The organism is Nocardia brasiliensis (genome assembly GCF_042691675.1).
Classification (GTDB): domain Bacteria; phylum Actinomycetota; class Actinomycetes; order Mycobacteriales; family Mycobacteriaceae; genus Nocardia; species Nocardia brasiliensis_D.
In genome coordinates, this window is sequence record NZ_CP170507.1 from 3,079,720 (window position 1) to 3,101,180 (window position 21,461).

Genomic DNA, 21,461 nt, shown 5'->3' on the forward strand with positions numbered 1-21,461 from the left:
GAACAGTCAGCGGGTCAGCAGAATGTCATGCAAACGGTGGAGCGTCGACTGAGTGACGCGTAGTCCGTCGCTGAGGTAGTTCTCGAAGCTCTGGTACGAGACGCGGATCTGGTCGAAGGCCGCGTCCAGGTATTCGGTGCGCGCGACCGTGCTGCCGTAGGCCTGGTTGGACAGCAGGAATTCGGCGTCCACATCCTGGCGGGCGACGCCGAGCAGCGTCATCAGGGTGGCCGTTGTCCAGCCGGTGACATAGGTGCCGGAGTTGCAGTGGTAGAGATAACCCGCTCGCCCGCTGTCCGACAGCGTGTTCAGCACCTGACCGAAGGCCGCTCGGTTCGACGGGGAGGTCACGTAACTGCGGAACTCGGCGATGGTGTCGGAATTCGGTTGGCTGAGTGGGGATCTCAACGGCGCTGGATCCGGATCGCCGACGGGGGCGATGATCGGTGTGGCGCCGGGCGGCAACCGGTCGGGGCCGTGGATGGCGCGCGACTGGGTCGAACGCAGGTCGGCGACGTGGTGCGGGCGTAGCCGGGTCAATACCGCGAACTGTTGGTCGGACAGTTGCGACAATGCGGCACAGCGATATACCGCTCCGGTGACGATGCGACTACCGCTATCGGTCGGATAGCCGCCGATATCACGCATGTTCAGCGAGATGTCGATGAACGAACCAGGCTGGGCGACGGCCGCGGGGGTGCGCGCGGCCGAACCGAGCGCAGCGGCGAGTCCCGCGGTTGCCGCCAGGCGCAATAACTTTCGCCGATCCAGCGGCGCTCGGTGTGGGGCGTACGCGGTCATCGGTTCGTTCCTGCTCCGGTAGCTGGTTTGTGGGCGATCAGTAAGGTGTCGGCGGAGCCGAGCGGCACGGTTTCGTGGCTGGTGCAGCCCGCGGCGGCCAGCCAGTCGACGGCCTCGGCCACCGGATATTCCGATCCGCCCTCGGTGACCAGCAGCATGTTGATGCTCACCAGCACTCGTGCCAGATCATCGGTACTTCCGGTGTACATCGCGTCGTAGATGAGCAGCGCACCGCCCGGTCGCACCGCCTGAAACGCTTTGGCCACCAACTTCGCTCGTTCGGCGCTCGACCAGTTGTGCAGGACGTGGCCGAGGATGAGCACGTCGGCGCTCGGCAGGGTGTCGGTGAAGAAATCACCCGCTACGAACTCGGCCCGGTCGGCGACGCCCTGCGCGGACAGGTGGGCGGTCAGCTCCGGTCCCATCGGGGCGAGATCGAAAACCGTTGCGCGCAGGCCGGAATGGTGGCGGAGCAGGATGCCCGCCAGGTTGCCGCGGCAGCCGCCGATATCGGCGACGGTGCGATACCGGGACCAGTCGAACACCTCGGCCAGCCGATGCGCGACCGGGGTAGAGGCCGAATCCATCATCCTCAGGTATTGCGCCCGCTGCCCCGGATCCGCCAGCATCCGCCGGAACGCGTCGGCTCCGGCCCCGGTCGCCTGCGGTCGACCCGTGCGCAGCGCCTCGGCGAGCGATCCCCAGGTCGGATACAACATGTGATCGGCGCGGCGCAGGAACCCGCCGAGGTATTCGGGTGCGCCGGGTACCAAGGTTTGCCTGACGATCGGCGAATTACGATATCCCGCTTCGTCTTCCACGAGCAGGTCGAGCAGCGCCAAGCCGCGCAGCAGGTCGCCGACGCCGCGCGGATGCAGGCCGGTGCCCGCCGCGATCCGGTCCGCATCGGCGGGCCCGTTGGCCGCGAGCCAGCCGAAGACACCGACTTCGTGCGCGGTCAACAGCAGCTTGGCATGACAGAAGGCATTGGCCAGTTGTTTGATGTCGGCGGCGTCGCGGAGCGTGGGCACGGTCATCACACGGCCACCGCGATCGCATTGGCGAACAGTCCGACCAGGGCGAACACCGTCCTTAAGGTGTGCAGGGCGCGCCAGCGCGTCCGCGGATCGTCCCATCTCGGCGGGATGTCCGCCGGATCGGTGGCGCGCGTCTGCTGATTGAGCGGCACATTGCCGAACTGCGAAACCAGGGAAACACCGAGTTGCGCCAGCGCCGCCAAGGCGAACAGTGGCCGGGTAGCCGCCGAATCGGTGTCGACCACGAGCACGACGTCCGCGCCGATACTGCACAGCACCAGCGGCGGCATGATCCGGTCGAAGTAGCGCCCGGCCAGCGTGTGCACCCGAATGTAATCCGGCGCGGGCAACGCGGTGAACACCGGGACCAACCCGATCGCCACCGCCACCAGCACACCGGCCAGTACACCGTTGCCGATCAGCACTACCACTGTCGCCACAACCCCGACCACGGATTCTCCCTTCCGGGTCTCACCCTGACAGGGCCGCATCGAGCGGCGCTGGATTCGCGCTCCGATCGTTCTCGATCCGCGGTCGCGACGATCAGCGCACCCAGGGAGCGGAGGACAGCGGTGGCGCGGACGGCAGTACTCATCGGCGGCACCGGGTATCTCGGCGGCGGGATCGGCCGGATACTCACAGCGCACGGTGTCGCGGTGATTTCGGTGGGCCGCGCCGAATTCGACGTCCTGACCCGGCCGGTCGCGGCACTGACCAGACTGCTGGCGGGTGCCGATCTCGTGGTCAACGCGGCCGGTGCGCTGTGGCAGGCCACGGATCAGGAGATGGAGATCGCCAATATCGTTCTGGTGCAACGACTCCTGGACGCCATCGACGCGATGGACCGACCGGTGCCGATCGTGCAGCTCGGCTCGGTGTACGAGTACGGGGCCGTGCCGCGCGGCCGGAGTGTGGACGAAGCCGCGACGCCGCGCCCGCAATCGGCCTACGGTCGCGGCAAGCTCGCCGCTACCGAATGCCTGACCCGGTGGCGCGGTCGCGGCGTGGTGCTGCGCTGCTCGACGGTGGTCGGGCCGCGCGCCCCGCGCGCGAGTCTGCTCGGCTCGGTGGCGCATCGGCTGGCCGAACCGGTCACGAGCCCGGCCGCGCCGAGCATCCTGGAGCTGCCGCCGTTACGTGGCACGGTCGACGTGCTCGACCTGCGTGATCTGGGTGCGGCGGTGCTCGCGGCCGATCACTGGCTGGCTCGGGGTGCCGGGGGCGCCGTCGACATCGTCAATGTCGCCTCGGGCGTTCGGGTGCCGGTCGAGTACGCCGTGCAGCGGTTGGTCGAGCTCAGTGCCCTGCCGGTGCGAGTGGTCAGCGCCGAAGGCCCGGGTTCGCCGCGGGCGACCCCCAACGGTGCGCCGTCGATCTCGATCGAGAAGGCGTATCGCCAGTGGGGGTGGTCACCGCGCTTCGATCTCGACGACGCGTTGCGCGAGCTATGGCGCTACACCAGCGAGGCTCGAACCGGTACGGGTAACAACTGATTCGTGCATGGTGAGCGGATGCCGGCGGATGACGCCGTTCTGGAATTGGTGCGTGAACTGCATCAGCGTCGGCGGCCCGCGACGTTCGAGCCGGGCGTGACGCCCATCTTCAGCTCGGGGGCGGTGCTGGACGCCGAGGACCGGGTCGCCCTGGTGGAGCAGGCAATGGAGTTGCGCATCGCCTCCGGTGCCACCGCGTTGCGGTTCGAGCGGTTGTTCGCGCAGGCCATCGGGGTGCGCCGGGCGCATCTGACCAACTCGGGTTCCTCGGCGAATCTGCTGGCCGTCGCGACGCTGACCGCCCCCGAATTCGAGGAGCGGGCGCTACGGCCGGGCGACGAGGTGATCACCGTCGCGACCAGCTTCCCGACCACGGTCACCCCGATCCTGCAGCACGGCCTGGTGCCGGTGTTCGTCGATATCGAACTGGGCACCTACAACACCACGGTGGACCGGGTACGCGCCGCCATCGGCCCGCGCACCAGGGCGATCATGATGGCGCATACGCTCGGCAACCCGTTCCCGGTGGCCGAGATCGCCGAACTCGCCGCCGCGCACGATCTGTTCCTGATCGAGGACAACTGCGACGCGGTGCTGTCCACCTATCAGGGGCAGACCACCGGCACCTTCGGCGATTTCGCGACGGTCAGCTTCTATCCCGCGCATCACCTGACCATGGGTGAGGGCGGCTGCCTGCTCACCGACAATCTGGCGCTGGCGAAAGTCGCCGAATCGATGCGCGATTGGGGCAGGGACTGCTGGTGCGAGCCGGGGGAGGACAACCGGTGCCACAAACGATTCGATCAGAATTTCGGCACGCTGCCGCCGGGCTACGACCACAAATACGTGTTCTCGCATATCGGATACAACTTGAAGACCACCGATATCCAGGCCGGGCTCGGCCTGAGTCAACTGCGCAAATTACCGGAGTTCGTCGCCGCCCGGCGGCGCAACTGGACTCGACTGCGCGAGGGACTGGCCGACGTGCCATGGCTGTTGCTGCCGCGGGCGACGCCGGGCAGCGACCCCAGCTGGTTCGGCTTCGTGCTGACCGTGGCCGAGGACGCACCGTTCGACCGGCGGGAAATCGTGCAGTTCCTGCTCGCGCGCAACATCCAGACCAGATTCCTGTTCGCCGGAAACTTGTTGCGCCAGCCCGCTTTCCGGCGGATCCCGCATCGGATCGCCGACCCGCTGACCAATAGCGACATTGTGACCGAACGGACCTTCTGGGTGGGCGTGTATCCCGGATTGACCGACGAGATGATCGATTACGTCGTCAGTGTCATCCGGGAATTCGCGCTCCGGCCGGTCGATCGGATCAGTTGACGCTCAGTCCTTGCGGTCCCGCTTACGACGCCGCTGAATGATCTGGGAAATGATGAACAGGGTGATCAGGATAATGGCGAGGATAAGCCCTTGCATCGGTCCACTCATATTCGTACCTTCCGCTGGACAATGTCGGCTACCTCGGAAAGTATCGGTGTGGCGCCCGGTCCTGGACAACAGAGGAAGGTCTGCAATCGGATCGGAGTTTTCTCCTACCGGTCGCCTGGGGCGGCGCTCGATCCCGGTAGATTCGGCGCATGCGACCGATTGATCGCGCGAAGGTGGTGATCGTCCGGGTACGCCGCCGGATCTGGAATCTGGGTGTCGGCGTCGGTGACACCGGGCCGGGCGGGCTGTATGTGTTGCTGGTCGCGCTGGCCCTGCCGTTGTGGAATGCCACCACGTTGCCGGTCGGCCGTCTGGTGCCGGCGGTTTGCGTCGTCGCGGTGTTCGGGGCGCTGTTCGTCTGGAGCCAGTCGGATATGGCAGACCGTCCGATGGGCTTCCGCATCGGACTGCTGGCGGCCATGACCGTGGTCGCGGGCGCGGGATCCGCTGCTTTCGGCACCTCGTGGGCGGTCACGCTGATGCTGACCGCGGTGGCGTGCGTCAATCTGCTGCCGCTGGTGCTCGGTTCGATACTGGGTGTGGTGTTCGTCTGTGCGACGGCATGGGTGATTTTCGGGCAGGGCGATGTCGCGATCGCGGTGCTCGGGGCTGGCATGATCGCCGTGCTGCGTGGTCGGCTGCTGCTGGAGATCGTCCAATCGCGCACCACCCGGCAGGCGATGGCCGCCGCCGCGGTCGGCGACGAACGTCTGCGGATTGCCCGCGATCTGCATGATCTGCTGGGCAACAGCCTGGCCACGATGCTGGTGAAAGCGGAAGTGGCGCAACGGCTCGCGCATACCGATCCGGATACCGCCGCCGCGGCCGCCGCCGATGTGCAGCAGGTGGGACGCCAGGCCATGCTCGAGGTGCAGGAGGCGGTGCGCGGGTATCGGACCACCACCCTCGCCGACGAGCTGGAGCGAGCCAGGCACAGTCTCGGTCTGCTGCGCGGCGGGCTGACGGTGACCGTGCCGGAACGGGTGTGGGATCAGCGGGTGGACACACTGCTCGGCTGGGCGGTGCGCGAAGCGGTGACCAATGTGCTGCGGCATGCCGACGCGAGCCGGTGCGCCATCACCGTCCGGGTGTCCACCACGCCGCCCGCGGTCGAGTTGACCGTGGACAACGACGAACAGTTCGGGCGCGCGTCCACCGGTGGCGGGCACGGGCTGACCGGTTTGGCGGAGCGGGCCGCGGAACTGGGCGGCACAGTGACCGCGGGGCCGACCGCCGACGGCAGCTACCGGCTGGCGGTATCGGTGCCGCTGCCCGCCGCGCGACCGGCAGAATCATCGGCATGATCCGTGTGGCGCTCGTCGAGGACCAGGCAACGTTGCGTGACGCCATTCGCACGCTGCTCGAACTGGAGCCCGATCTCACCGTGGTCGCCGACCTCGGCTCCGGGGACGGCGCGACCGAGGTATTCGAACAGACCCGTCCCGATGTCGTGCTGCTGGACATCGAAATGGGTGGCGAGAGCGGGCTCGCCTTGGCGGAAGAACTGGCCGAGCAGGCCGAGCCGCCATTGGTCATGATCCTGACCACCTTCGAACGCCCCGGCTACGTGCGGCGCGCACTGGAGGCCGGAGTGCGCGCCTACCTCACCAAGAACACGCCGGTCGGCGATATCGCGCAGGCGATCCGGGAAGTGATGGCCGGGCGCATGCTGATCGACGACCAGCAATTGCGGGCCGCGATGTCGGTGGGACACAACCCGCTGACCGAGCGGGAACGCGATGTCCTGGTCGCCGCCCGTTCCCACGACACCGTCGCCGAGATCGCCGCGCACCTGCACCTGTCGGTCAGCACGGTCAGCAACTACATCACCGCCGCGATCGCAAAGACCGGTTCCCGCAACCGCATCGAGGCCATCCGCTTCGCCGAAGACAACGGGTGGCTGTGAGATCAGCGGGCGACGCTGCCGGGTCGGCGGGAGAGGGTTCGCCAGTAGTCGTGTAGCGCTTGGTCGATGGTGCGGGTGACTTGCCAGCCGAGGGTTCGCTCGGCGGTTTCGGTGGCGACTTCGAGCCAGATGGAGCTGGTGCCGGGGGCGGTGGGGGCGGCGGGGGATTCGATGATGTCGGCGGGTACCTCGCTGATGGCGACCAGGCGGTCGACCAGCTCGCGTACCGAGAAGGCCTGGCCCCGGCCGATATTCACCACATCGGCGGTGGTTTGTGAGCGCGCCGCCGCGAGTACTGCGTCGGCCAGGTCGCGTACGTCGATGTAGTCGCGGTACGCGGCAAGGGGTGACAGTTCGATACGTGCGCGGCCGGTGCGGTTTTCGGCGAGAGCCGAGCCGACCTTCCCGATCAGGCTGCCGGTGTGCACGCCGGGGCCGATACTGTTGGTCGCCCGCAGGACGATGCCGTCTACCGCACCGCGGGCGCGCGCCGCCTGGACCAGCCTCGTCGCAGCTAATTTCGTTCGGCCGTAGGGGGATTCGGGTTCGGTCGGCACGGACTCATCGACCCGTCCCGCCGGCGGCAGCGGGCCGTACTCCATCACGCTGCCCAGGTGTACGTACCGTGGGCGCTGGTCGGGGAGTGCCGCCAGTGCGGTGAGGATGGTGGCGGTGGCGGTGACGAACGATCGGTAAAGCTGCGGTTCGTCCAGACCCCAGTACGAACCGGCCGCGTTCACCACCAGCGTCGGATGGTGGTGGCGCAGTAGCGCGGTCAGCGGTCGAGCATCCTCGGTGTCGAGGTCGAGCGAACTGTGATCCGCCTCGGTCGCGGCTCGGCTCGACACCGTGATGACCCGATATCCGTTGTCCCGCAACGCGGTGACGATATGCCTACCGACGAAGCCGGTGCCGCCGAACACGATGGCGATGTCCGGTACGGAATCGGTCATCGCGACCCCACACCCAGCACGGCCGCGGCCAAGGCCATGGTTTGCAATGTCGCTTCGGCGCTGAGCTTTCCGAGGTCTCCGCTTTCGTGCGCGTCGGTGAACTCCGTCAGGGTATTGCCGAACTGATCGTCGGGAGCCAGGTCGAGCTGTCGTATCTCGCCCGCGCGATCGAGGTGTACCCGCGGCGCGTGATCGTGCGGCAGGGTGAACGCCCGCTCCACCGACAGGCTGCCCTCGGTGCCGGTGAGGTGGTACTCGCACCGGTAGGGCGCGCCGATCGCGAATTCCAGATCCGCTTGCGCGCCATCGGGATTGCTCAGTCGCACCGAGTCCGCGGAATCGACACCGGGAAAGCGTGCGCTACGGCGCAACCGCGAATGCTCGACCCGCAGCTCAGGACCCAGGTAGAACAGTGCGGCCCGGAGCGCGTAGCAACCGAGGTCGGCGAGTGCGCCACCACCCAGATCCGCGCGGTAGCGGATATCGTCGGGGGCCAGCTCCGGGATGGTGAAACGCACGGTTAGCTGGCGGATTCGCCCGATCGCGCCGGATTCGACCAGCTCGCGCACCGCGGCGTGCTGCCGGTGCCGGGGAAAGGTCATGCATTCCATGAGTGTGCGTCCTTGCTGCGCGGCGAGGTCGAAAAGGCCGTGCGCCGTGGCTATTTCGGAACCGTCGGAGCAGGGCGACAGCATCGGCTTCTCGACGAGCACGTCCTTGCCCGCGAGCAGCGCCTGCTCGATCCAGGTGGCGTGCAAGGCGTTCGGCAGCGGCAGATAGACCGCGTCCACCGTGTCGTCCGCGAGCACCTGCTGGTATCCGCCGGAATTGGGCAACCCGTGCCGGTCCGCCCAGTGCGCCGCGCGCACCGGATCGCGGCTGCCGATCGCCACCGGTTCGGCGGCCGGATGGCGCAGCAACGCGGGCAGCATCCGCCGCTCGGCGATCCGCGCGGTCCCCAGAATGCCCCACCGCAGCATCGGCCTCACCAACTCGCCAGCAGACAGGCCATCAGGCTTCTGGCCTGCACATTCGCGTAGTTGCTGTGGATGAGCAGATTGGTGATCTGGGCCGGTGTCATCCACCGGAACCCGGGTGGCTCGGCAATCGGGAAATCCGCGGTGAGCAGGCGGATCTGGTAGAGATTGTCGGCGTGCTGGAACCGCCCGCCCTCCTCTGATTGCAACCCGCTGTAGCGCACCACGCCGAGGGCGCCGCCGATCACCTCGCGCAGGAACGTCGGTTGCCGATGCGCGGGCAGATCATGATGATTCGCCGGTTGACACTGCACCGAGGGCGCCAGTTCCGCGACATCGAGCACCCCGGCCTCCAATTTGGCGTTGACCAACAGATGCAGCACGCCATCGATCACCATGGCCAGGAAGACGGCTACGCCCTGGCCGACCGGAGCGAGCAGCGGCTGGGTCCACGAGTCGACCTCCCGCTGCCCCGCGCTCACCCGGGCGGCGACCACCCGGAAGTACTTGCCGCCGACATGGGTGATCTCGTTCGGTCCACGTCGCCAGTCGGCCACCTCGGCCAGCGGCATGAGTCGTTGGCGCAGTTCGTGCCGGGACTTGAGATCGGTGAGCCAGTGCAGGATTTCGGCCGTGCCGTGCCGGGCCGCCGCGCTGGGATCGAGCCCGCGGGCCAGCGCGCGGGTGAACTCGTCGCCCCGTTCGGCCCGCGCCGCATCGATCCGCCACGGCACACACGCCAGCACGGTGCGGGCGTCCATGTTGACGGTGTTGTCCTGCCGCAGCAATTCTCGGATGACCCCGAGGGTGAGCCAGCAGAAGCCGGGCATCGTCGGGACCGGGCCGGTGGCCTCCACGACCATGTTCCGATTGCGTTTGCGCAGAAACCACGCGCCCTGCTCGGATTGCAGCACATCGACCAGGACCGCATCGGGTTTCGCGTCGAGGAAGTGTTCCAGGTAGGGCACCGGCCGCCCCTGGTGCACGCGCAGGTAATTGCTGCGGGTCGCCTGCACGGTCGGCGACAACTGGACGCCGCCGATATTGCCCGGTTCGGCCTTGGCCTGCATCAGGAAATGCAGCACCCCGTCGAATTCCTTGACGACAATGCCCAGCACGCCGATCTCCGGCTGATTGATGATCGGCTGCTGCCAGTGTTCGACGAACCCGAAATCGGTACGCACGTCCAGCCCCTCGATGGTGAAGAACCGGCCGCTGTGATGGCGCAGATTGCCGTCGTCGTCGAACTCCCACCCGACGAGCTCGGTGAACGGTATCCGGTCTACCGTGAGCTGTTCGGTGCGGCGGCACGCGGCGAACCAGTCCCGGAACCCGGCGACCGAACACAGCGACGTCGCGGTGACCGCGGCCGAGCGAGCGAACCGCCAGGCCAGCTCGTCATTGATCGTCGCAACCGACTGATGCTCGATCTGTGCCGCTTTCCCCATGGGCACAGGGTCGGCTGGGGTCTTCGAGAACCACTGGGACGCGGATGGGACCACCGCCGCCGCGAGTGGAGCGGGACCGGACAGATCCTCTAGTGCGCCACCCTAACCTCGCCGCATGCACCACGCAGACAGTGACACGGTGCGGCGACCGGGCGCCGAACCGCCGAGCGCACCGCGCCCGGCGACCATCGTCGCGACCGAGCTCGGCATGCCGGACGTCTACCTGCTGCGGTCCCGGCGGTTCGCGGACCCGCGCGGTCGGTTCCAGGAGCTCACGCGGACAGACGTTCTCGAAGAGATCACCGGTTACCCGGTGCGCCTCGAGCAGGTGAACGTCTCGGTCTCGCACCGCGGTGTGATCCGTGGCATCCACGTGGTGGCGCGGGCGCCGGGGCAATCGAAGATCGTGACCTGCGTGCGCGGCTCGATGATCGATATCGCCGTCGATCTGCGGGTCGGCTCACCGACCTTCGGGCGTTTCGAGATGGTCGCACTCGATGACGAGACGTCGGCGAGCGTCTATCTCGGCCCCGGTGTCGGCCACGCGTTCGTGGCCACCGCCGAGCACACTTGTGTGCTCTATCAGTGTTCGACGCTGTACACGCCCGGCAGCGAGCTCGCGGTCAACGTGCTCGATCCGCACCTGGGCATACCGCTGACCACCGGCTTCGACCCGATCCTTTCCGAGAACGACCGCGCCGCACCGACGCTGGCCGAACTGCTGGCTCAGGACATGCTGCCGCGCTACAGGCCGCAATGATGCCGGAGGACACCGCCGCGATGGACGCCGTCTACTGCCAGCGCCCCGACCCCGCCGACCCACTCGCCGCGCTGCGGTTCGGTGAACGGCCGCATCCGGAACCGCCACCGGGCTGGACGACGGTGCGAATGCGCGCCGCGTCGCTGAATATGCGCGATATCGCGACCCTGCGCGGTGTCGGCGTCCCGTCGCAGGCCTATCCGCTGATTCTCGGCAACGACGGCGCGGGCACTCTCGCCGACGGTTCCGAGGTGGTGGTGCACGCGTCGGTCGGTTCGGCCGACTGGGCCGGACCGGAAGCCCGCGACCCGGATCGCGGGGTGCTCGGTGCCAACCATCAGGGCACATTCGCGGGCTACGCGACGATCCCGCTCCGCAACGCGGTGCCAAAGCCGCCCGAACTGTCCTTCGCCGAGGCCGCGTGCCTGCCGACGGCATGGCTGACGGCCTATCGAATGCTGTTCACCACGGCCGATATTCGACCGAGCCAGACCATCGTGGTGCGCGGGCGGCGTGGCCTCGGCAGCATCGCGACGGCGCTGATCGCGTTGGCCGCCGCGGCGGGCATCGAGGTCTGCGTGCGTGCCGATGCCGCCGATCACGCGTTGGCGTTGCGCAGCGGCGCGACCGTGGTCACGACTGCCGACGAGCCCCTGCCGCCCGACCTGGACGCCGCGTTCGACGCCGGTATCGACATCGCGGACTGGTGGTGGCCGATCGAGGCATTGCGGCCCGGCGCACCCATCGTCTGCTCGGGTTACCGCGCGGGCGCCATCACGGCGTTCGACTCCGTGGCGGCCGCGCGGGCACTGCACACCCTGGTCTTCGCCGAGCATCGCCTGGTCGGCTCCGGCATGGGCACCGCAGAAGACCTGTCCGCGCTGCTGGCCTTCCTGGTCCGCACGGGCCTGCGCCCGACCATCGCGCACGAATTCGCCTTGCGGGACGCGATAGTCGGCGTGCGCGCGATGCTCAGCGCGAGTACCACCGGCAAGATCGTCTTCGCGATCTGAACTAGCTGATCTGCGCCGATCCGGTACCGAAACCGCACGGGATCGGGGCCTGGTGCGCAGGGTCGAGGGCGTTGAGCACCAGCTGGATCGTGACGGGGTCGGCGGGCATCGTCATGTGCTCGGAAAAGTTGCCGGGGCAGAGATCTTGCAGCGTGATGTTGTCGACGTCGGGGCCGTCGAGGAACGCGGTGGTGTATGGCGTCGCGAACTCGTCGAACTTGGAGGCGATCACCGTATATCTGACACCGGGCAGCGTTTCGCCACCGCTATTGAGCTGTTGGATGAAATCCGACGAGGGCAGTTGTTCCGTGCATGCCGGGCACACCGCGTTGGTTACCGGTGGCGCCAAGGTTATCGGCAAGCCGATCAAACCCCAAGTGGTGCCGTGATTGTCCGGGGCGAGACCGACAAGTGTATGGACTTTGCTCGCTCCGCCGAGGTTCTTCATATAATAACGAGGCAGCATGCCACCCTGGGAATGGCCGACGATATCGACCTGTTGCGCTCCGGTTGCCGCGAGCACCCGGTCGACGAAATCCGAGATCTCTTGCGCCGAAACGCGCAACGGCCCCACACCCGAAATCGTGCCGCCGAGGCTGCGGCCGAAATCGAGGGCGTAGACGCAGTAGCCCGCCTCCGCCAGTCTCGGCGACAGGGCGAACCAGTTGTCCCAGCGATTCTCGAAAGTGCCGTGTGCCAACACAACTGGCCGAGGATGCGCGGCACTGGGCTTGCAGGACCAGTTGTTGGCGCCCGGCGGCGGTGGGACGACATCGGCATCGGAGGACGCCTCGACCGCCGTGGGGCTATCGGCAAAGGCGATGGTCGCCGACCCGAAAGCGAGCGCCAACGCGCACAGGCCGATTACTTGAATTTTGAAAAGAGATACACGCACTGGCCCTCATCTCCGATTCGACGGTACTGCTGCCGCGATATCGGCGGTCCATGTTCCGCGCTGAATCCTGGAACGCTGATGCTGCAAGGCAAGCAAAAATCGCTGGACTCTGTCAATGGCCAGTTGGGCGAATATCGGGTAAACGTAACTGCCGATAATGCCACGACACCCCGCGAGCTGCGTGAGCTCGCGGGGTGCCGTGGAAGGGTGGCTGACCAGCCGGACCGGCCGGTCACCGCGTCGTGATCAGACCAGCTCGAACCGGTCGAGGTTCATCACCTTGTGCCACGCGGAGATGAAGTCCCGGACGAACTTCTCCTTCGAATCGTCGGTCGCGTAGACCTCCGCCACCGCGCGCAGCTGCGAGTTGGATCCGAAGACCAGGTCGACGCGACTGCCCGTCCACTTGACCGCACCGGTGCCGCGATCGGTGCCGACGTAGGTCCCGTCGTCGGCCGCCGACGGCTCCCACTTCGTGCCCATATCGAGCAGGTTCACGAAGAAGTCGTTGGTCAGCGACTCGGGCGCCGAGGTGAACACACCGTGCGGTGACTGCTTGTGGTTCACGCCGAGCACGCGCAGACCACCGACCAGCACCGTCATCTCGGGAGTGCTGAGGGTCAGCAGATTCGCTTTGTCGATCAGCAGGTACTCGGCGGAGAGCCGGTTGCCCTTCGCGAGGTAGTTGCGGAAGCCGTCGGCACTCGGCTCGAGCGCGGCGAAGGACTCGACATCGGTCTGTTCCTGCGTGGCGTCCGTGCGGCCGGGCGTGAACGGCACCTCGACGTCGTACCCGGCGTTTGCGGCGGCCTGCTCGACCGCCGCGACACCACCCAGCACCACCAGATCGGCGAACGAGACCCGCGTGTTCCCGGTCTGGGCCGAATTGAACGACTCCTGGATCCGCTCCAGCGTCGGCAGCACCAGCGTGAGCTGGTCGGGCTCGTTGACCTCCCAGCCGCGCTGCGGCTCGAGGCGAATCCGCCCGCCGTTGGCGCCGCCGCGCTTGTCGCTGCCCCGGAACGACGACGCCGCCGCCCACGCGGTCGAAACCAGCTGCGCGACAGTCAGACCCGACGACAGGATCTGGCTCTTGAGGGCGGCGATATCATCGGCCCCGATGAGGTCGTGCGTCACCGCGGGGACGGGGTCCTGCCACAGCAGGGTCTCCTGCGGGACCAGCGGGCCGAGGTAGCGGACCTTGGGACCCATATCGCGGTGGGTCAGCTTGAACCAGGCCTTGGCGAACTCCTCCGCCAGCTCCTCGGGATGGTCGAGCCAGCGCCGGGTGATCCGCTCGTAGATCGGATCGACCCGCATGGACAGGTCCGTCGTCAGCATCACCGGCGTGCGGGTCTTCGACGGGTCGTGCGCGTCGGGCACGGTGCCCGCCCCGCCGCCGTCCTTCGGAATCCACTGCCACGCACCGGCGGGGCTCTTCGTCTTCTCCCACTCGTAGCCGTAGAGCGTTTCGACGAAGGTGTTGTCCCAGGTGATCGGGGTCGGCGTCCAGGTGCCCTCGAGGCCGCTGGTGATCGCGTCCTTGCCGACACCGGTGCCGAAGGCGCTCTGCCAGCCCAGACCCTGCTGCTCCAGCGGAGCGGCCTCGGGCTCGGGACCGACGAGGTCGGCCGGGCCCGCGCCGTGCGTCTTGCCGAAGGTGTGCCCGCCGACGATCAGTGCCGCGGTCTCGATGTCGTTCATCGCCATCCGGCGGAACGTCTCCCGGATGTCGTTGGCCGCGGCGAGCGGATCCGGATTGCCGTTGGGCCCTTCCGGATTCACGTAGATCAGACCCATTTGCACTGCGGCAAGGGGATTTTCGAGACTCCGGCTGCCGGTGTAGCGCTCGTCGCCGAGCCAGGTCTGCTCCGGACCCCAGTAGACGTCCTCCTCGGGTTCCCACTGGTCGACCCGGCCACCGCCGAAGCCGAACGTGCTGAAGCCCATCGACTCCAGCGCGCAGTTGCCCGCGAAGACGATGAGGTCGGCCCACGACAGCTTCTTGCCGTACTTCTGCTTGACCGGCCACAGCAGGCGGCGCGCCTTGTCCAGGCTCGCGTTGTCCGGCCAGCTGTTGAGTGGTGCGAACCGCTGCATGCCCGCACCGGCGCCGCCGCGGCCGTCGTTGATCCGGTAGGTGCCCGCGGCATGCCAGGCCATCCGGATGAAGAACGGGCCGTAGTGGCCGAAGTCGGCGGGCCACCAGTCCTGCGAGGTGGTCATCACTTCTTCGACATCGCGCCGGACCGCGTCCAGGTCGAGGGTCTTGAATTCCGCGGCGTAGTCGAAGTCCTCGTCCATCGGATCGGCCACGGCGGGGTTCTTCTGCAGGATCTTCAGGTTGAGCTGGTTCGGCCACCAGTCGCGGTTGCTGCCGCCCTCGGTCGGGTACTTGAGGCGACCGGTTACGGGGCAACCACTTTGAGCGGGCTCCGTGTTCGCCTCCGCGATGGGCGGGTGTTCCTGAGGCACAGCAGTTCCTTTCACGGTTGTGGCGCGGGTAGCGCCGTGCAGTCGGGGCAAAGGCCCCAGTAGATGACCTCCGCCTCATCGAGGACGAAGCCGTTGTCGTCGGCCGCGGTCAGGCAGGGTGCCCGGCCGCCGGCGCATTCGACATCGACGATGACGCCGCACGAGCGGCAGACGAGGTGGTGGTGGTTGTCTCCGACGCGTGTTTCGTATCGCGCCACGGTGCCCATCGGCTGGATGCGCCGGAGCAGACCCGCACCGGTCAGTGCCCGCAACACGTCGTATACGGCCTGATGGGACACCGTGCCGAGGGTCTTGCGCACGAGACCGAGGATCGAGTCCGTATCGGAGTGGGGATGCTCGTGCACGGCGGCGAGCACCGCGAGCCGCGGTGCCGTCACCCGCAGGTCAGCGCCGCGCAACAGGCGCTCGAGCTCCGAAATATTGGACACATTCAGAAGTATGATCGATTCAAGTCTTTTTGGTGCCCGATTCGGATATTTTGCTCGCCAGCCGGTTGCCGGTACTGCGTGCTCGATGGAAGAAGACCACGAAAGCGGTTGGTGCGGGCGGAGTTCGGGACAGATCGGTGCGGGGTCGGCCGGGTGGTCAGTCGCCGTGGAGGCCGAGGCCGTGTAGTTCCAGGGCGGCCAGTCGGCGGATTGTCGTGTTGTCGCCGCGGCGCCAGGCGTCTACCGCGTGCGGGTCGAGACGGTTGAGAGTGCGGAGGGGTTGGTTGGCGAGGGCGCGCAGCGCGAGGAGGTCCTGGCCGGACGGGTCGGTTCGGAGGCGGGCCGCTACCGCGGCTCGGCGGATCCAGCGCAGGCGCAGCGGAAGCCAGACGAAGAGTACGAGGCCGATCGGGACGATCAACGAACCGATGGCGAGCGCCATGGCTAGGTCGCCGATGAGGTCCTGCTGATCGCGTCCGGCCTCGGAGATCGTCCGGGCGGCCGCGGCGGTCCGTTCGAAGGGTGCGGTCAGCTCGTCGCCCACCATCGGCACCCGGCCCACCTTGTCGCCGACGGAATCGAGATTGTCGGCCATGCCATTGCCCGCGCCCTCCAGTTTCTGCCCAGGAACGGCGAGTTTGTGCACCAGATCGTGCAGCCACAGGGCGACCCGGACGGCGGCGTACACCCACGCCACCACGAGCAGATCCGTGACCAGTTGGCGGACGGCGACGGGGGCGCGATCGGCGTACATCTTCACCCGATCGGAATTCCCCGGTCGCTCGGTCAAAAACCGCGCCGGGAATTCCCCGCGCCCAGTACACATTTCGAGGACCAGGGGAGTGGCCGCGGGCTCCGGACGTCCATCACCTCCCCAGTTGTTCTCCAGTCGAGCGGACCGCCCGCGTCGGGTTCTACTTGTCATGAATTCGATACATCGAAGTGCGGCACGCTACATCGCCGCCGTCCGGATCAAATTCGCGAAACCACTCCAGGAGCTTCGCCATGCCATTGTTACGACGCCTGTCCGCAATCACGTTCGGCGCGTTGATGATCGCCGGACTCTCCGTGGCCACCGGATCGGCCACCCCGACCGAAGAGCGAGAAGTGTTCTCGCCGGACGGCACCATCAGCCGCGTTGTCGTTCCGGTTCCCGACCAACCGCCCGCGCCGCGATCCGCCCTACAGGCCGATGTCGTGCCGATCCAGCAGACCGGGCCGTCCAGCCAACGGTTCGATCTGGTGTTCGTCGGTGACGGGTACACGTCGAGTCAACTCGGCACCTACAAAGACCACGCGGTCAACCGGTGGAACGAGATCGTTCAGGTCGAACCGTTCAAGTCGTACAAGAACTCGTTCAACGTCTGGGCCGTCAACGTGGTGTCCCAGCAGTCCGGTGTGGACAACGATCCGCGCGGCACGTACCGAAACACCGCCCTGGACATGACGTTCTGGTGCGGTGGCACCGAGCGCCTGCTCTGTGTCAACGAGACCAAGGCGATCCAGTACGCCCGGCTCGCTCCTGAGGCCGACCAGGTGATCGCGCTGGCCAACACCACGAAGTACGGCGGCGCGGGCGGCCGGGTCGCGACCTCGTCCGGTGGGAATGCCGCGGCCGGACAAATCGTGCTGCACGAGCTCGGGCACTCGATGGCCGGGCTGGCCGACGAGTACGACTATCCCAACGACCGCTATACCGGGCGCGAGCCACGCGAGGTCAACGCGTCGACCTACACCAGCGCGCAGATGCAGCAGAACCGGACCAAGTGGTACCAGTACCTGGGCAAGCAGTCTCCCGACGGTGGTGTGGTCGGCACCTACGAGGGCGCGGTCTACCACAAGCGCGGGGTGTACCGGCCGACGCAGAACTCGTTGATGCGGTCGCTCGGCCGTGAGTTCAACCTGATCGGGCTGGACGCGATGAAGGCCGCGATCGAGCGGAAGAGCCCGCCGACCCAGCACTGACCCAGCACCGGGCGCCCGGCCGAATCGGCGGGGCGCCCGGGCAATTCCCTTGAGCCAGTAAGTATTTCGAGTCTCACACGGGAGCGTCTCGTGCTGAGGGGTGACAAGGAGAAGATTATGGCATCCAGTCGACAACACCGCAGGCGCGACCGGCGGCGCACCCGCGTGCGCTGGGCTGCCGCCAGCCGGACGGTGCTGATCATGCGGCGACTACCCCGACTCGCGCTGTTGGCCGTGGCCGCGGCGCTGCTGCTGTCCGGCGCGCCCGCGCTGGCGGACCCGACGGTCGAACCGGACGCCACGAGCGGCGAGGCTCAGCCGACGTTCAACCCGGCCGCGCCCATCCGCCAGGACCTCTGGGTGCGCGCGCCGATCGACAGCGACGGGGACCGCAAGGATGACGAGGTGCACGTCCAGGTCGTCCGCCCGGCCGGAGCCACCGGCAAGCTGCCGGTGGTGTACCAGGCGAGTCCGTACTACGCCGGCGGCAACGAGGTGCCCAACCACAATGTGGACGTCGAGCTCTACGTGCCCGACGGCCCCGACGCGCGGATGGCCAAAGCGCCCGGACCGCTGCGCGCGCGGGTTGCCGAGGATCTGAAGGCGGCGGGCATTACCGTCTCCGAAGGCCGGATCAGCTGGCAGTACGAGGAATTCTTCCTGGCCCGCGGCTACGCCGTGATGTACGGCGAGTCGCTGGGCACCGGTAAGTCCACCGGCTGCCCGACCTCGGGCGGGCGCAACGAGACCATCGGCGCGCGGGCACCCATCGACTGGCTCAACGGCCGGGCCAAGGCCCGCGACGGGCAAGGCAAAGCCGTCGTGGCCGATTGGGCCAGCGGCAAAGTCGGCATGATGGGCGTGTCCTACAACGGGACCCTGCCCAACGCTGTCGCCGCCACCGGCGTGCCCGGCCTGGAGGCCATCGTGCCCATCGCCGCCATCAGCAATTGGTACGACTACTACCGCGCGGCGGGCGCGGTGGTGGCACCGGGCACCTACCAGGGTGAGGACACCGACGTACTCGCCAAGTACGTCTACACCAGGGCTGATCGGCAGATCTGCCAGCCCGTCATCGCCGGGCTCGAGCGGGACCAGGACCGGGTCACCGGCGACTACAGCGCCTTCTGGAACGAGCGCAACTACCTCAACGATGTCGGCAAGGTGCGGGCCGCCGTGCTGGCCGTGCACGGTCTCAACGACTTCAACGTCAAGACCAAGCATGTCGCCCAGTGGTATGAGGCGATCAAGAAAGCCGGTGTGCCGCACAAGATCTGGCTGCACCAGTCCGGCCACACCGACCCGATCAGCCTGCGCAGGGACGAGTGGTTGCGCACCGTCAACCGCTGGTTCAGCAAGTACCTGCTCGGCAAGAACAACGGGATCGACCGGGAGCCCAAGGCAACCATCCAGCGGGAGAACAAGTCCTGGGTGAACGAGGCCGACTGGCCCGCCCCCGGCACCGCCGCCGCGACCGCGGTGTTCAAGCCTGGCGGCAGGGCCATCGGCGGACTCGCCACGGGTGGCGCCGAACTCGTCACCGAGTCCCTCGACGACGATGCGACCAAACTCGCCTCCGCCCTCGTCGCCGCGCCGAACTCGCCGAACCGGCTGGCCTATTTCTCCAAGGCCGCCACGACGCCCCTGCGGGTCAGTGGCACGGTCGGGGTCACCTTCCAGATGTCCTTCAAACGTCCGGCGGCCAATGTCACCGCGCTGCTGGTGGATCGGGCTCCGGACGGCAGCTCCCGGATAGTCACCAGGGGCTGGGTGGACCCGCAGAACCGCGGCTCGGAAAGCGACACCGAGCCGATCACCCCGGGTAAGGAGTACACGGTGAATCTGTCCATGCAACCGCACGACTACGTGCTGATGCGCGGACACAAGCTGGGCGTGGTGGTGTTGTCCAGCGACAACGAGTACACCCTTCGGCCCAAGCCCGGGCCCGGCTTCTCGGTGAACCTCGGCACCACCAAGGTCACCTTCCCCGTGGTCGGCGGCCAAGCAGCCCTCACTGCCGCGATCGGCTAGGCACAATCGGCCCGGTCGCACCCGATGCCGTCGGGTGCGACCGGGTCCAACTGTGGTCCGGTTGGGCCGCCGCGGGTTTCAAGCGGACGGGATTGCCATCAGGGTTGCCTGCATGCGCGCGATGGGGCGGCGCGGAAGGGGAGCTCGAGGACGACGTGCGGGGCTCAGTTCTCCGCGATGGGGAGTTGGTATTCGCGGCGCACGCTGGTCCCGAGTTTGCCGATGTGGGCGCCGTATATGTGGATCGAGAGCACGGGGGTGGCGCCGGTGTTGCGGACCAGGTGGATGTCGCCGGGCGGGGCGAAACCGCAGGCGGTTCCGGCGTGGTTGATCGCGTCGGCCGCCACGACGAGCCGGGCGTCGGGGCCCGCGCCGCGCAACTCGTAGCGGCGTTCGGTCTCGGCGCCCTCGTACACCCCGGCCACGCACCAGGCCACGTGGTCGTGGATCGGTGTCGCCTGCCCCGGCTGCCACACCAGCGCGACCACCGAAAAGCTTCCGTCGCTTTCGGTGTGCACAAGGTGCTGGCGATACCGATCCGGGTCGCCCTCGCGGTATTCGTCGGGCAGCAGGTCCGGCTGCGCCAGAAAGCCTTCGAGCCGGTCGGCGACGAGGCGCGCGGACTCGGCGGGCGGGCGTTCGAGCCGGACGACTTCCCGCACCGCGCAGACGAGATCGTCCAGGGCCTGGGTGGTGGGTGCGGCGGTACTGATGGACATGTTTCCGCTCATACCGACCAGCATGCGACTGGTCCAGCACTGCGGTCTATTCAGACAATGTTGCCGTTACCCAAGAATCGCTTATGGGTCGAACCGGGCGTGCCGCAATAGATTTCACTCACCGCGCATCTTGTCGGCGGCGAGCCGGAGTGCCTCCATCATCAGCCGGGTGACCGGAATCTTCTGGTGGCCGGACAGCGTGTACGCGGCCACCGTCCGTGAATCAGCGGGCAGCACAGGCCGACTGACGACCTTGGGGTGGCTGATGAACGATCGGACCATGCTCGGCATCACCGCGATGCCGGTGCCCGCGGCCACCAGGCTCTGCACGGCGAGATTGTCGTCGGTGGTGAAATCGATGTGCGGTTCGAAACCGGCGGTCGCGCAGGACTCGATGAAATGGCTACGGCAGCGCACACATCCGGCGATCCACCGCTCCTCGGCGAGCTGCGCGAGCTCGACCGACCGGCGCCTGGCCAGCGGATGCCCCTTCGGCAGCAGCACGATCAACGGGTCGTCGAGCAGTGAAATCGTGTACAGGTCATCGGCTTCCGGCTGTTCGCTCGGCGCGTCGTAGGTGAAGGCCAGCGTGATGTCGCAGTCCCCGCGGCGCAGCGCCTCCACCGAGTCCGGTGGCTCCGCGTCGATCAACTCGATCCGGATGCCGGGATGTCGGGACTTGATCGATGCCACGGCCGTCGGGATGAGCGTCGCGCTGGCACTGGGGAACGCGTAGACCCGGACGCGGCCGGACTTCAAGCGCGTGATGGCCGTCATCTGCTGCTGTGCCGCGGAGATAGCGCCGAGGATGCTGGAAGCGTGCCGTGCGAGCACCTCGCCCGCATCGGTCAGCCGCAGCCGCCTGCCCACCCGCATGAACAGCGGTGTGCCGACGGAACGTTCGAGTGCCTTCATCTGCTGGCTGATCGCGGGCTGGGTGTAGCCGAGGTTGCGGGCCGCCGCGGCGAACGAACCGGTCCGCACGACCTCATCGAAAACCCGAACGTACCGCGAGTCGAACATCGGTTCAGGATAAGCATTTCTTTTGCCTCCCATAGCAAGTCGCTCCCCGGTGGGAATATCCCCGAACCGCCCCCGGTTA

General features: G+C 67.4%; 20 protein-coding genes. 8 read left to right on the forward strand and 12 right to left on the reverse strand.

Annotated elements, in window-relative coordinates:
* Positions 1-6 precede the first annotated feature (6 nt).
* The 3 genes from ACFK0J_RS14375 to ACFK0J_RS14385 are packed head-to-tail and all read right to left on the reverse strand — an operon-like array spanning position 7 to position 2,290.
* Complete coding sequence (locus ACFK0J_RS14375) at positions 7-801, reverse strand: tyrosine-protein phosphatase (RefSeq protein ID WP_378740295.1); 795 nt, start codon at positions 799-801, stop codon at positions 7-9.
* Positions 798-1,838: a methyltransferase gene (locus ACFK0J_RS14380; protein WP_378740297.1), complete on the reverse strand. Its 1,041-nt coding sequence runs from the start codon at positions 1,836-1,838 to the stop codon at positions 798-800. Before ACFK0J_RS14380 ends, ACFK0J_RS14375 begins: the two co-directional genes overlap by 4 nt.
* A complete protein-coding gene (locus tag ACFK0J_RS14385) occupies positions 1,838-2,290 on the reverse strand; it encodes an anthrone oxygenase family protein (RefSeq protein WP_378740299.1) in 453 nt (150 codons plus the stop codon). The genes ACFK0J_RS14380 and ACFK0J_RS14385 overlap by 1 nt, the downstream gene beginning before the upstream one ends.
* A gap of 120 nt (positions 2,291-2,410) precedes the next feature.
* Here ACFK0J_RS14385 and ACFK0J_RS14390 point away from each other — a divergent pair, with 120 nt between their 5' ends.
* The 4 genes from ACFK0J_RS14390 to ACFK0J_RS14405 all read left to right on the forward strand — a co-directional run bounded on the left by ACFK0J_RS14390 (position 2,411) and on the right by ACFK0J_RS14405 (position 6,674).
* On the forward strand, positions 2,411-3,331 hold the full coding sequence (locus ACFK0J_RS14390) for an NAD-dependent epimerase/dehydratase family protein (protein WP_378740301.1): 921 nt from the start codon (positions 2,411-2,413) through the stop codon (positions 3,329-3,331).
* A gap of 18 nt (positions 3,332-3,349) precedes the next feature.
* Complete coding sequence (gene rfbH, locus ACFK0J_RS14395; protein ID WP_378740303.1) at positions 3,350-4,660, forward strand: lipopolysaccharide biosynthesis protein RfbH; 1,311 nt, start codon at positions 3,350-3,352, stop codon at positions 4,658-4,660.
* A 257-nt stretch (positions 4,661-4,917) separates the two neighbouring features.
* Entirely contained in the window at positions 4,918-6,072 is a 1,155-nt protein-coding gene (locus tag ACFK0J_RS14400; RefSeq protein ID WP_378740305.1) for a sensor histidine kinase, read from the forward strand.
* Positions 6,069-6,674: a DNA-binding response regulator gene (locus ACFK0J_RS14405; RefSeq protein WP_378740307.1), complete on the forward strand. Its 606-nt coding sequence runs from the start codon at positions 6,069-6,071 to the stop codon at positions 6,672-6,674. Before ACFK0J_RS14400 ends, ACFK0J_RS14405 begins: the two co-directional genes overlap by 4 nt.
* Before the next feature lie 2 nt (positions 6,675-6,676).
* Here the strand turns inward: ACFK0J_RS14405 and ACFK0J_RS14410 are convergent, their stop codons facing one another.
* Genes ACFK0J_RS14410 through ACFK0J_RS14420 form a run of 3 tightly spaced genes read right to left on the reverse strand, consistent with a single transcriptional unit; the run spans position 6,677 to position 10,052 of the window.
* Positions 6,677-7,627 (reverse strand): NAD-dependent epimerase/dehydratase family protein, encoded by a 951-nt coding sequence (locus ACFK0J_RS14410; RefSeq protein WP_378740309.1) that lies wholly within the window; start codon positions 7,625-7,627, stop codon positions 6,677-6,679.
* Positions 7,624-8,607 carry a Gfo/Idh/MocA family protein gene (locus ACFK0J_RS14415; RefSeq protein WP_378740311.1) on the reverse strand — a complete coding sequence of 328 codons (984 nt, stop codon included), beginning with the start codon at positions 8,605-8,607 and terminating at the stop codon, positions 7,624-7,626. The genes ACFK0J_RS14410 and ACFK0J_RS14415 overlap by 4 nt, the downstream gene beginning before the upstream one ends.
* 5 nt (positions 8,608-8,612) lie before the next feature.
* On the reverse strand, positions 8,613-10,052 hold the full coding sequence (locus ACFK0J_RS14420) for an NDP-hexose 2,3-dehydratase family protein (RefSeq protein ID WP_378740313.1): 1,440 nt from the start codon (positions 10,050-10,052) through the stop codon (positions 8,613-8,615).
* 115 nt (positions 10,053-10,167) lie between these two features.
* On the opposite strand from ACFK0J_RS14420, the gene ACFK0J_RS14425 reads away from it, so the two are divergent.
* Both ACFK0J_RS14425 and ACFK0J_RS14430 read left to right on the forward strand, forming a co-directional pair.
* Positions 10,168-10,812 carry a dTDP-4-dehydrorhamnose 3,5-epimerase family protein gene (locus ACFK0J_RS14425; protein WP_378740316.1) on the forward strand — a complete coding sequence of 215 codons (645 nt, stop codon included), beginning with the start codon at positions 10,168-10,170 and terminating at the stop codon, positions 10,810-10,812.
* Positions 10,812-11,825, forward strand: a complete 1,014-nt coding sequence (locus ACFK0J_RS14430; protein ID WP_378740318.1) for a zinc-binding alcohol dehydrogenase family protein — start codon at positions 10,812-10,814, stop codon at positions 11,823-11,825. The genes ACFK0J_RS14425 and ACFK0J_RS14430 overlap by 1 nt, the downstream gene beginning before the upstream one ends.
* Before the next feature lies 1 nt (position 11,826).
* Here ACFK0J_RS14430 and ACFK0J_RS14435 read toward each other — a convergent pair whose 3' ends face one another.
* The 4 genes from ACFK0J_RS14435 to ACFK0J_RS14450 all read right to left on the reverse strand — a co-directional run bounded on the left by ACFK0J_RS14435 (position 11,827) and on the right by ACFK0J_RS14450 (position 16,434).
* Entirely contained in the window at positions 11,827-12,720 is an 894-nt protein-coding gene (locus ACFK0J_RS14435; protein WP_378740320.1) for an esterase/lipase family protein, read from the reverse strand.
* Between the two features lie 246 nt (positions 12,721-12,966).
* Positions 12,967-15,195, reverse strand: a complete 2,229-nt coding sequence (gene katG, locus ACFK0J_RS14440; protein WP_378740321.1) for a catalase/peroxidase HPI — start codon at positions 15,193-15,195, stop codon at positions 12,967-12,969.
* Between the two features lie 11 nt (positions 15,196-15,206).
* The gene (locus ACFK0J_RS14445; RefSeq protein WP_378740323.1) at positions 15,207-15,644 is read right to left on the reverse strand and encodes a Fur family transcriptional regulator; all 438 of its coding nucleotides are present in this window, start codon (positions 15,642-15,644) and stop codon (positions 15,207-15,209) included.
* Between the two features lie 157 nt (positions 15,645-15,801).
* Positions 15,802-16,434: a hypothetical protein gene (locus tag ACFK0J_RS14450; RefSeq protein ID WP_378740325.1), complete on the reverse strand. Its 633-nt coding sequence runs from the start codon at positions 16,432-16,434 to the stop codon at positions 15,802-15,804.
* 215 nt (positions 16,435-16,649) lie between these two features.
* Between ACFK0J_RS14450 and ACFK0J_RS14455 the strand changes: the two genes are divergently transcribed.
* Both ACFK0J_RS14455 and ACFK0J_RS14460 read left to right on the forward strand, forming a co-directional pair.
* Positions 16,650-17,609, forward strand: a complete 960-nt coding sequence (locus tag ACFK0J_RS14455; RefSeq protein WP_218476564.1) for a M64 family metallopeptidase — start codon at positions 16,650-16,652, stop codon at positions 17,607-17,609.
* Positions 17,610-17,726: 117 nt separating this feature from the next.
* Complete coding sequence (locus ACFK0J_RS14460) at positions 17,727-19,640, forward strand: Xaa-Pro dipeptidyl-peptidase (RefSeq protein ID WP_378740329.1); 1,914 nt, start codon at positions 17,727-17,729, stop codon at positions 19,638-19,640.
* Positions 19,641-19,804: 164 nt separating this feature from the next.
* On the opposite strand, the gene ACFK0J_RS14465 is transcribed toward ACFK0J_RS14460, so the two are convergent.
* Positions 19,805-20,359 carry a cysteine dioxygenase gene (locus tag ACFK0J_RS14465; protein ID WP_378740331.1) on the reverse strand — a complete coding sequence of 185 codons (555 nt, stop codon included), beginning with the start codon at positions 20,357-20,359 and terminating at the stop codon, positions 19,805-19,807.
* A 114-nt stretch (positions 20,360-20,473) separates the two neighbouring features.
* Complete coding sequence (locus tag ACFK0J_RS14470) at positions 20,474-21,382, reverse strand: LysR family transcriptional regulator (RefSeq protein ID WP_378740334.1); 909 nt, start codon at positions 21,380-21,382, stop codon at positions 20,474-20,476.
* Positions 21,383-21,461 lie beyond the last annotated feature (79 nt).

What these genes read in the sequence shown, in the direction of transcription:
- ACFK0J_RS14375 (WP_378740295.1), bottom strand. Translation starts at nt 801, where the DNA reads ATGACCGCGTACGCCCCACACCGAGCGCCGCTGGATCGGCGAAAGTTA.
- ACFK0J_RS14380 (WP_378740297.1), bottom strand. Translation starts at nt 1,838, where the DNA reads ATGACCGTGCCCACGCTCCGCGACGCCGCCGACATCAAACAACTGGCC.
- rfbH (WP_378740303.1), top strand. Translation starts at nt 3,350, where the DNA reads ATGCCGGCGGATGACGCCGTTCTGGAATTGGTGCGTGAACTGCATCAG.
- ACFK0J_RS14400 (WP_378740305.1), top strand. Translation starts at nt 4,918, where the DNA reads ATGCGACCGATTGATCGCGCGAAGGTGGTGATCGTCCGGGTACGCCGC.
- ACFK0J_RS14405 (WP_378740307.1), top strand. Translation starts at nt 6,069, where the DNA reads ATGATCCGTGTGGCGCTCGTCGAGGACCAGGCAACGTTGCGTGACGCC.
- ACFK0J_RS14410 (WP_378740309.1), bottom strand. Translation starts at nt 7,627, where the DNA reads ATGACCGATTCCGTACCGGACATCGCCATCGTGTTCGGCGGCACCGGC.
- ACFK0J_RS14415 (WP_378740311.1), bottom strand. Translation starts at nt 8,607, where the DNA reads ATGCTGCGGTGGGGCATTCTGGGGACCGCGCGGATCGCCGAGCGGCGG.
- ACFK0J_RS14420 (WP_378740313.1), bottom strand. Translation starts at nt 10,052, where the DNA reads ATGGGGAAAGCGGCACAGATCGAGCATCAGTCGGTTGCGACGATCAAT.
- ACFK0J_RS14425 (WP_378740316.1), top strand. Translation starts at nt 10,168, where the DNA reads ATGCACCACGCAGACAGTGACACGGTGCGGCGACCGGGCGCCGAACCG.
- ACFK0J_RS14430 (WP_378740318.1), top strand. Translation starts at nt 10,812, where the DNA reads ATGCCGGAGGACACCGCCGCGATGGACGCCGTCTACTGCCAGCGCCCC.
- ACFK0J_RS14455 (WP_218476564.1), top strand. Translation starts at nt 16,650, where the DNA reads ATGCCATTGTTACGACGCCTGTCCGCAATCACGTTCGGCGCGTTGATG.
- ACFK0J_RS14460 (WP_378740329.1), top strand. Translation starts at nt 17,727, where the DNA reads ATGGCATCCAGTCGACAACACCGCAGGCGCGACCGGCGGCGCACCCGC.
- ACFK0J_RS14465 (WP_378740331.1), bottom strand. Translation starts at nt 20,359, where the DNA reads ATGTCCATCAGTACCGCCGCACCCACCACCCAGGCCCTGGACGATCTC.
- ACFK0J_RS14470 (WP_378740334.1), bottom strand. Translation starts at nt 21,382, where the DNA reads ATGTTCGACTCGCGGTACGTTCGGGTTTTCGATGAGGTCGTGCGGACC.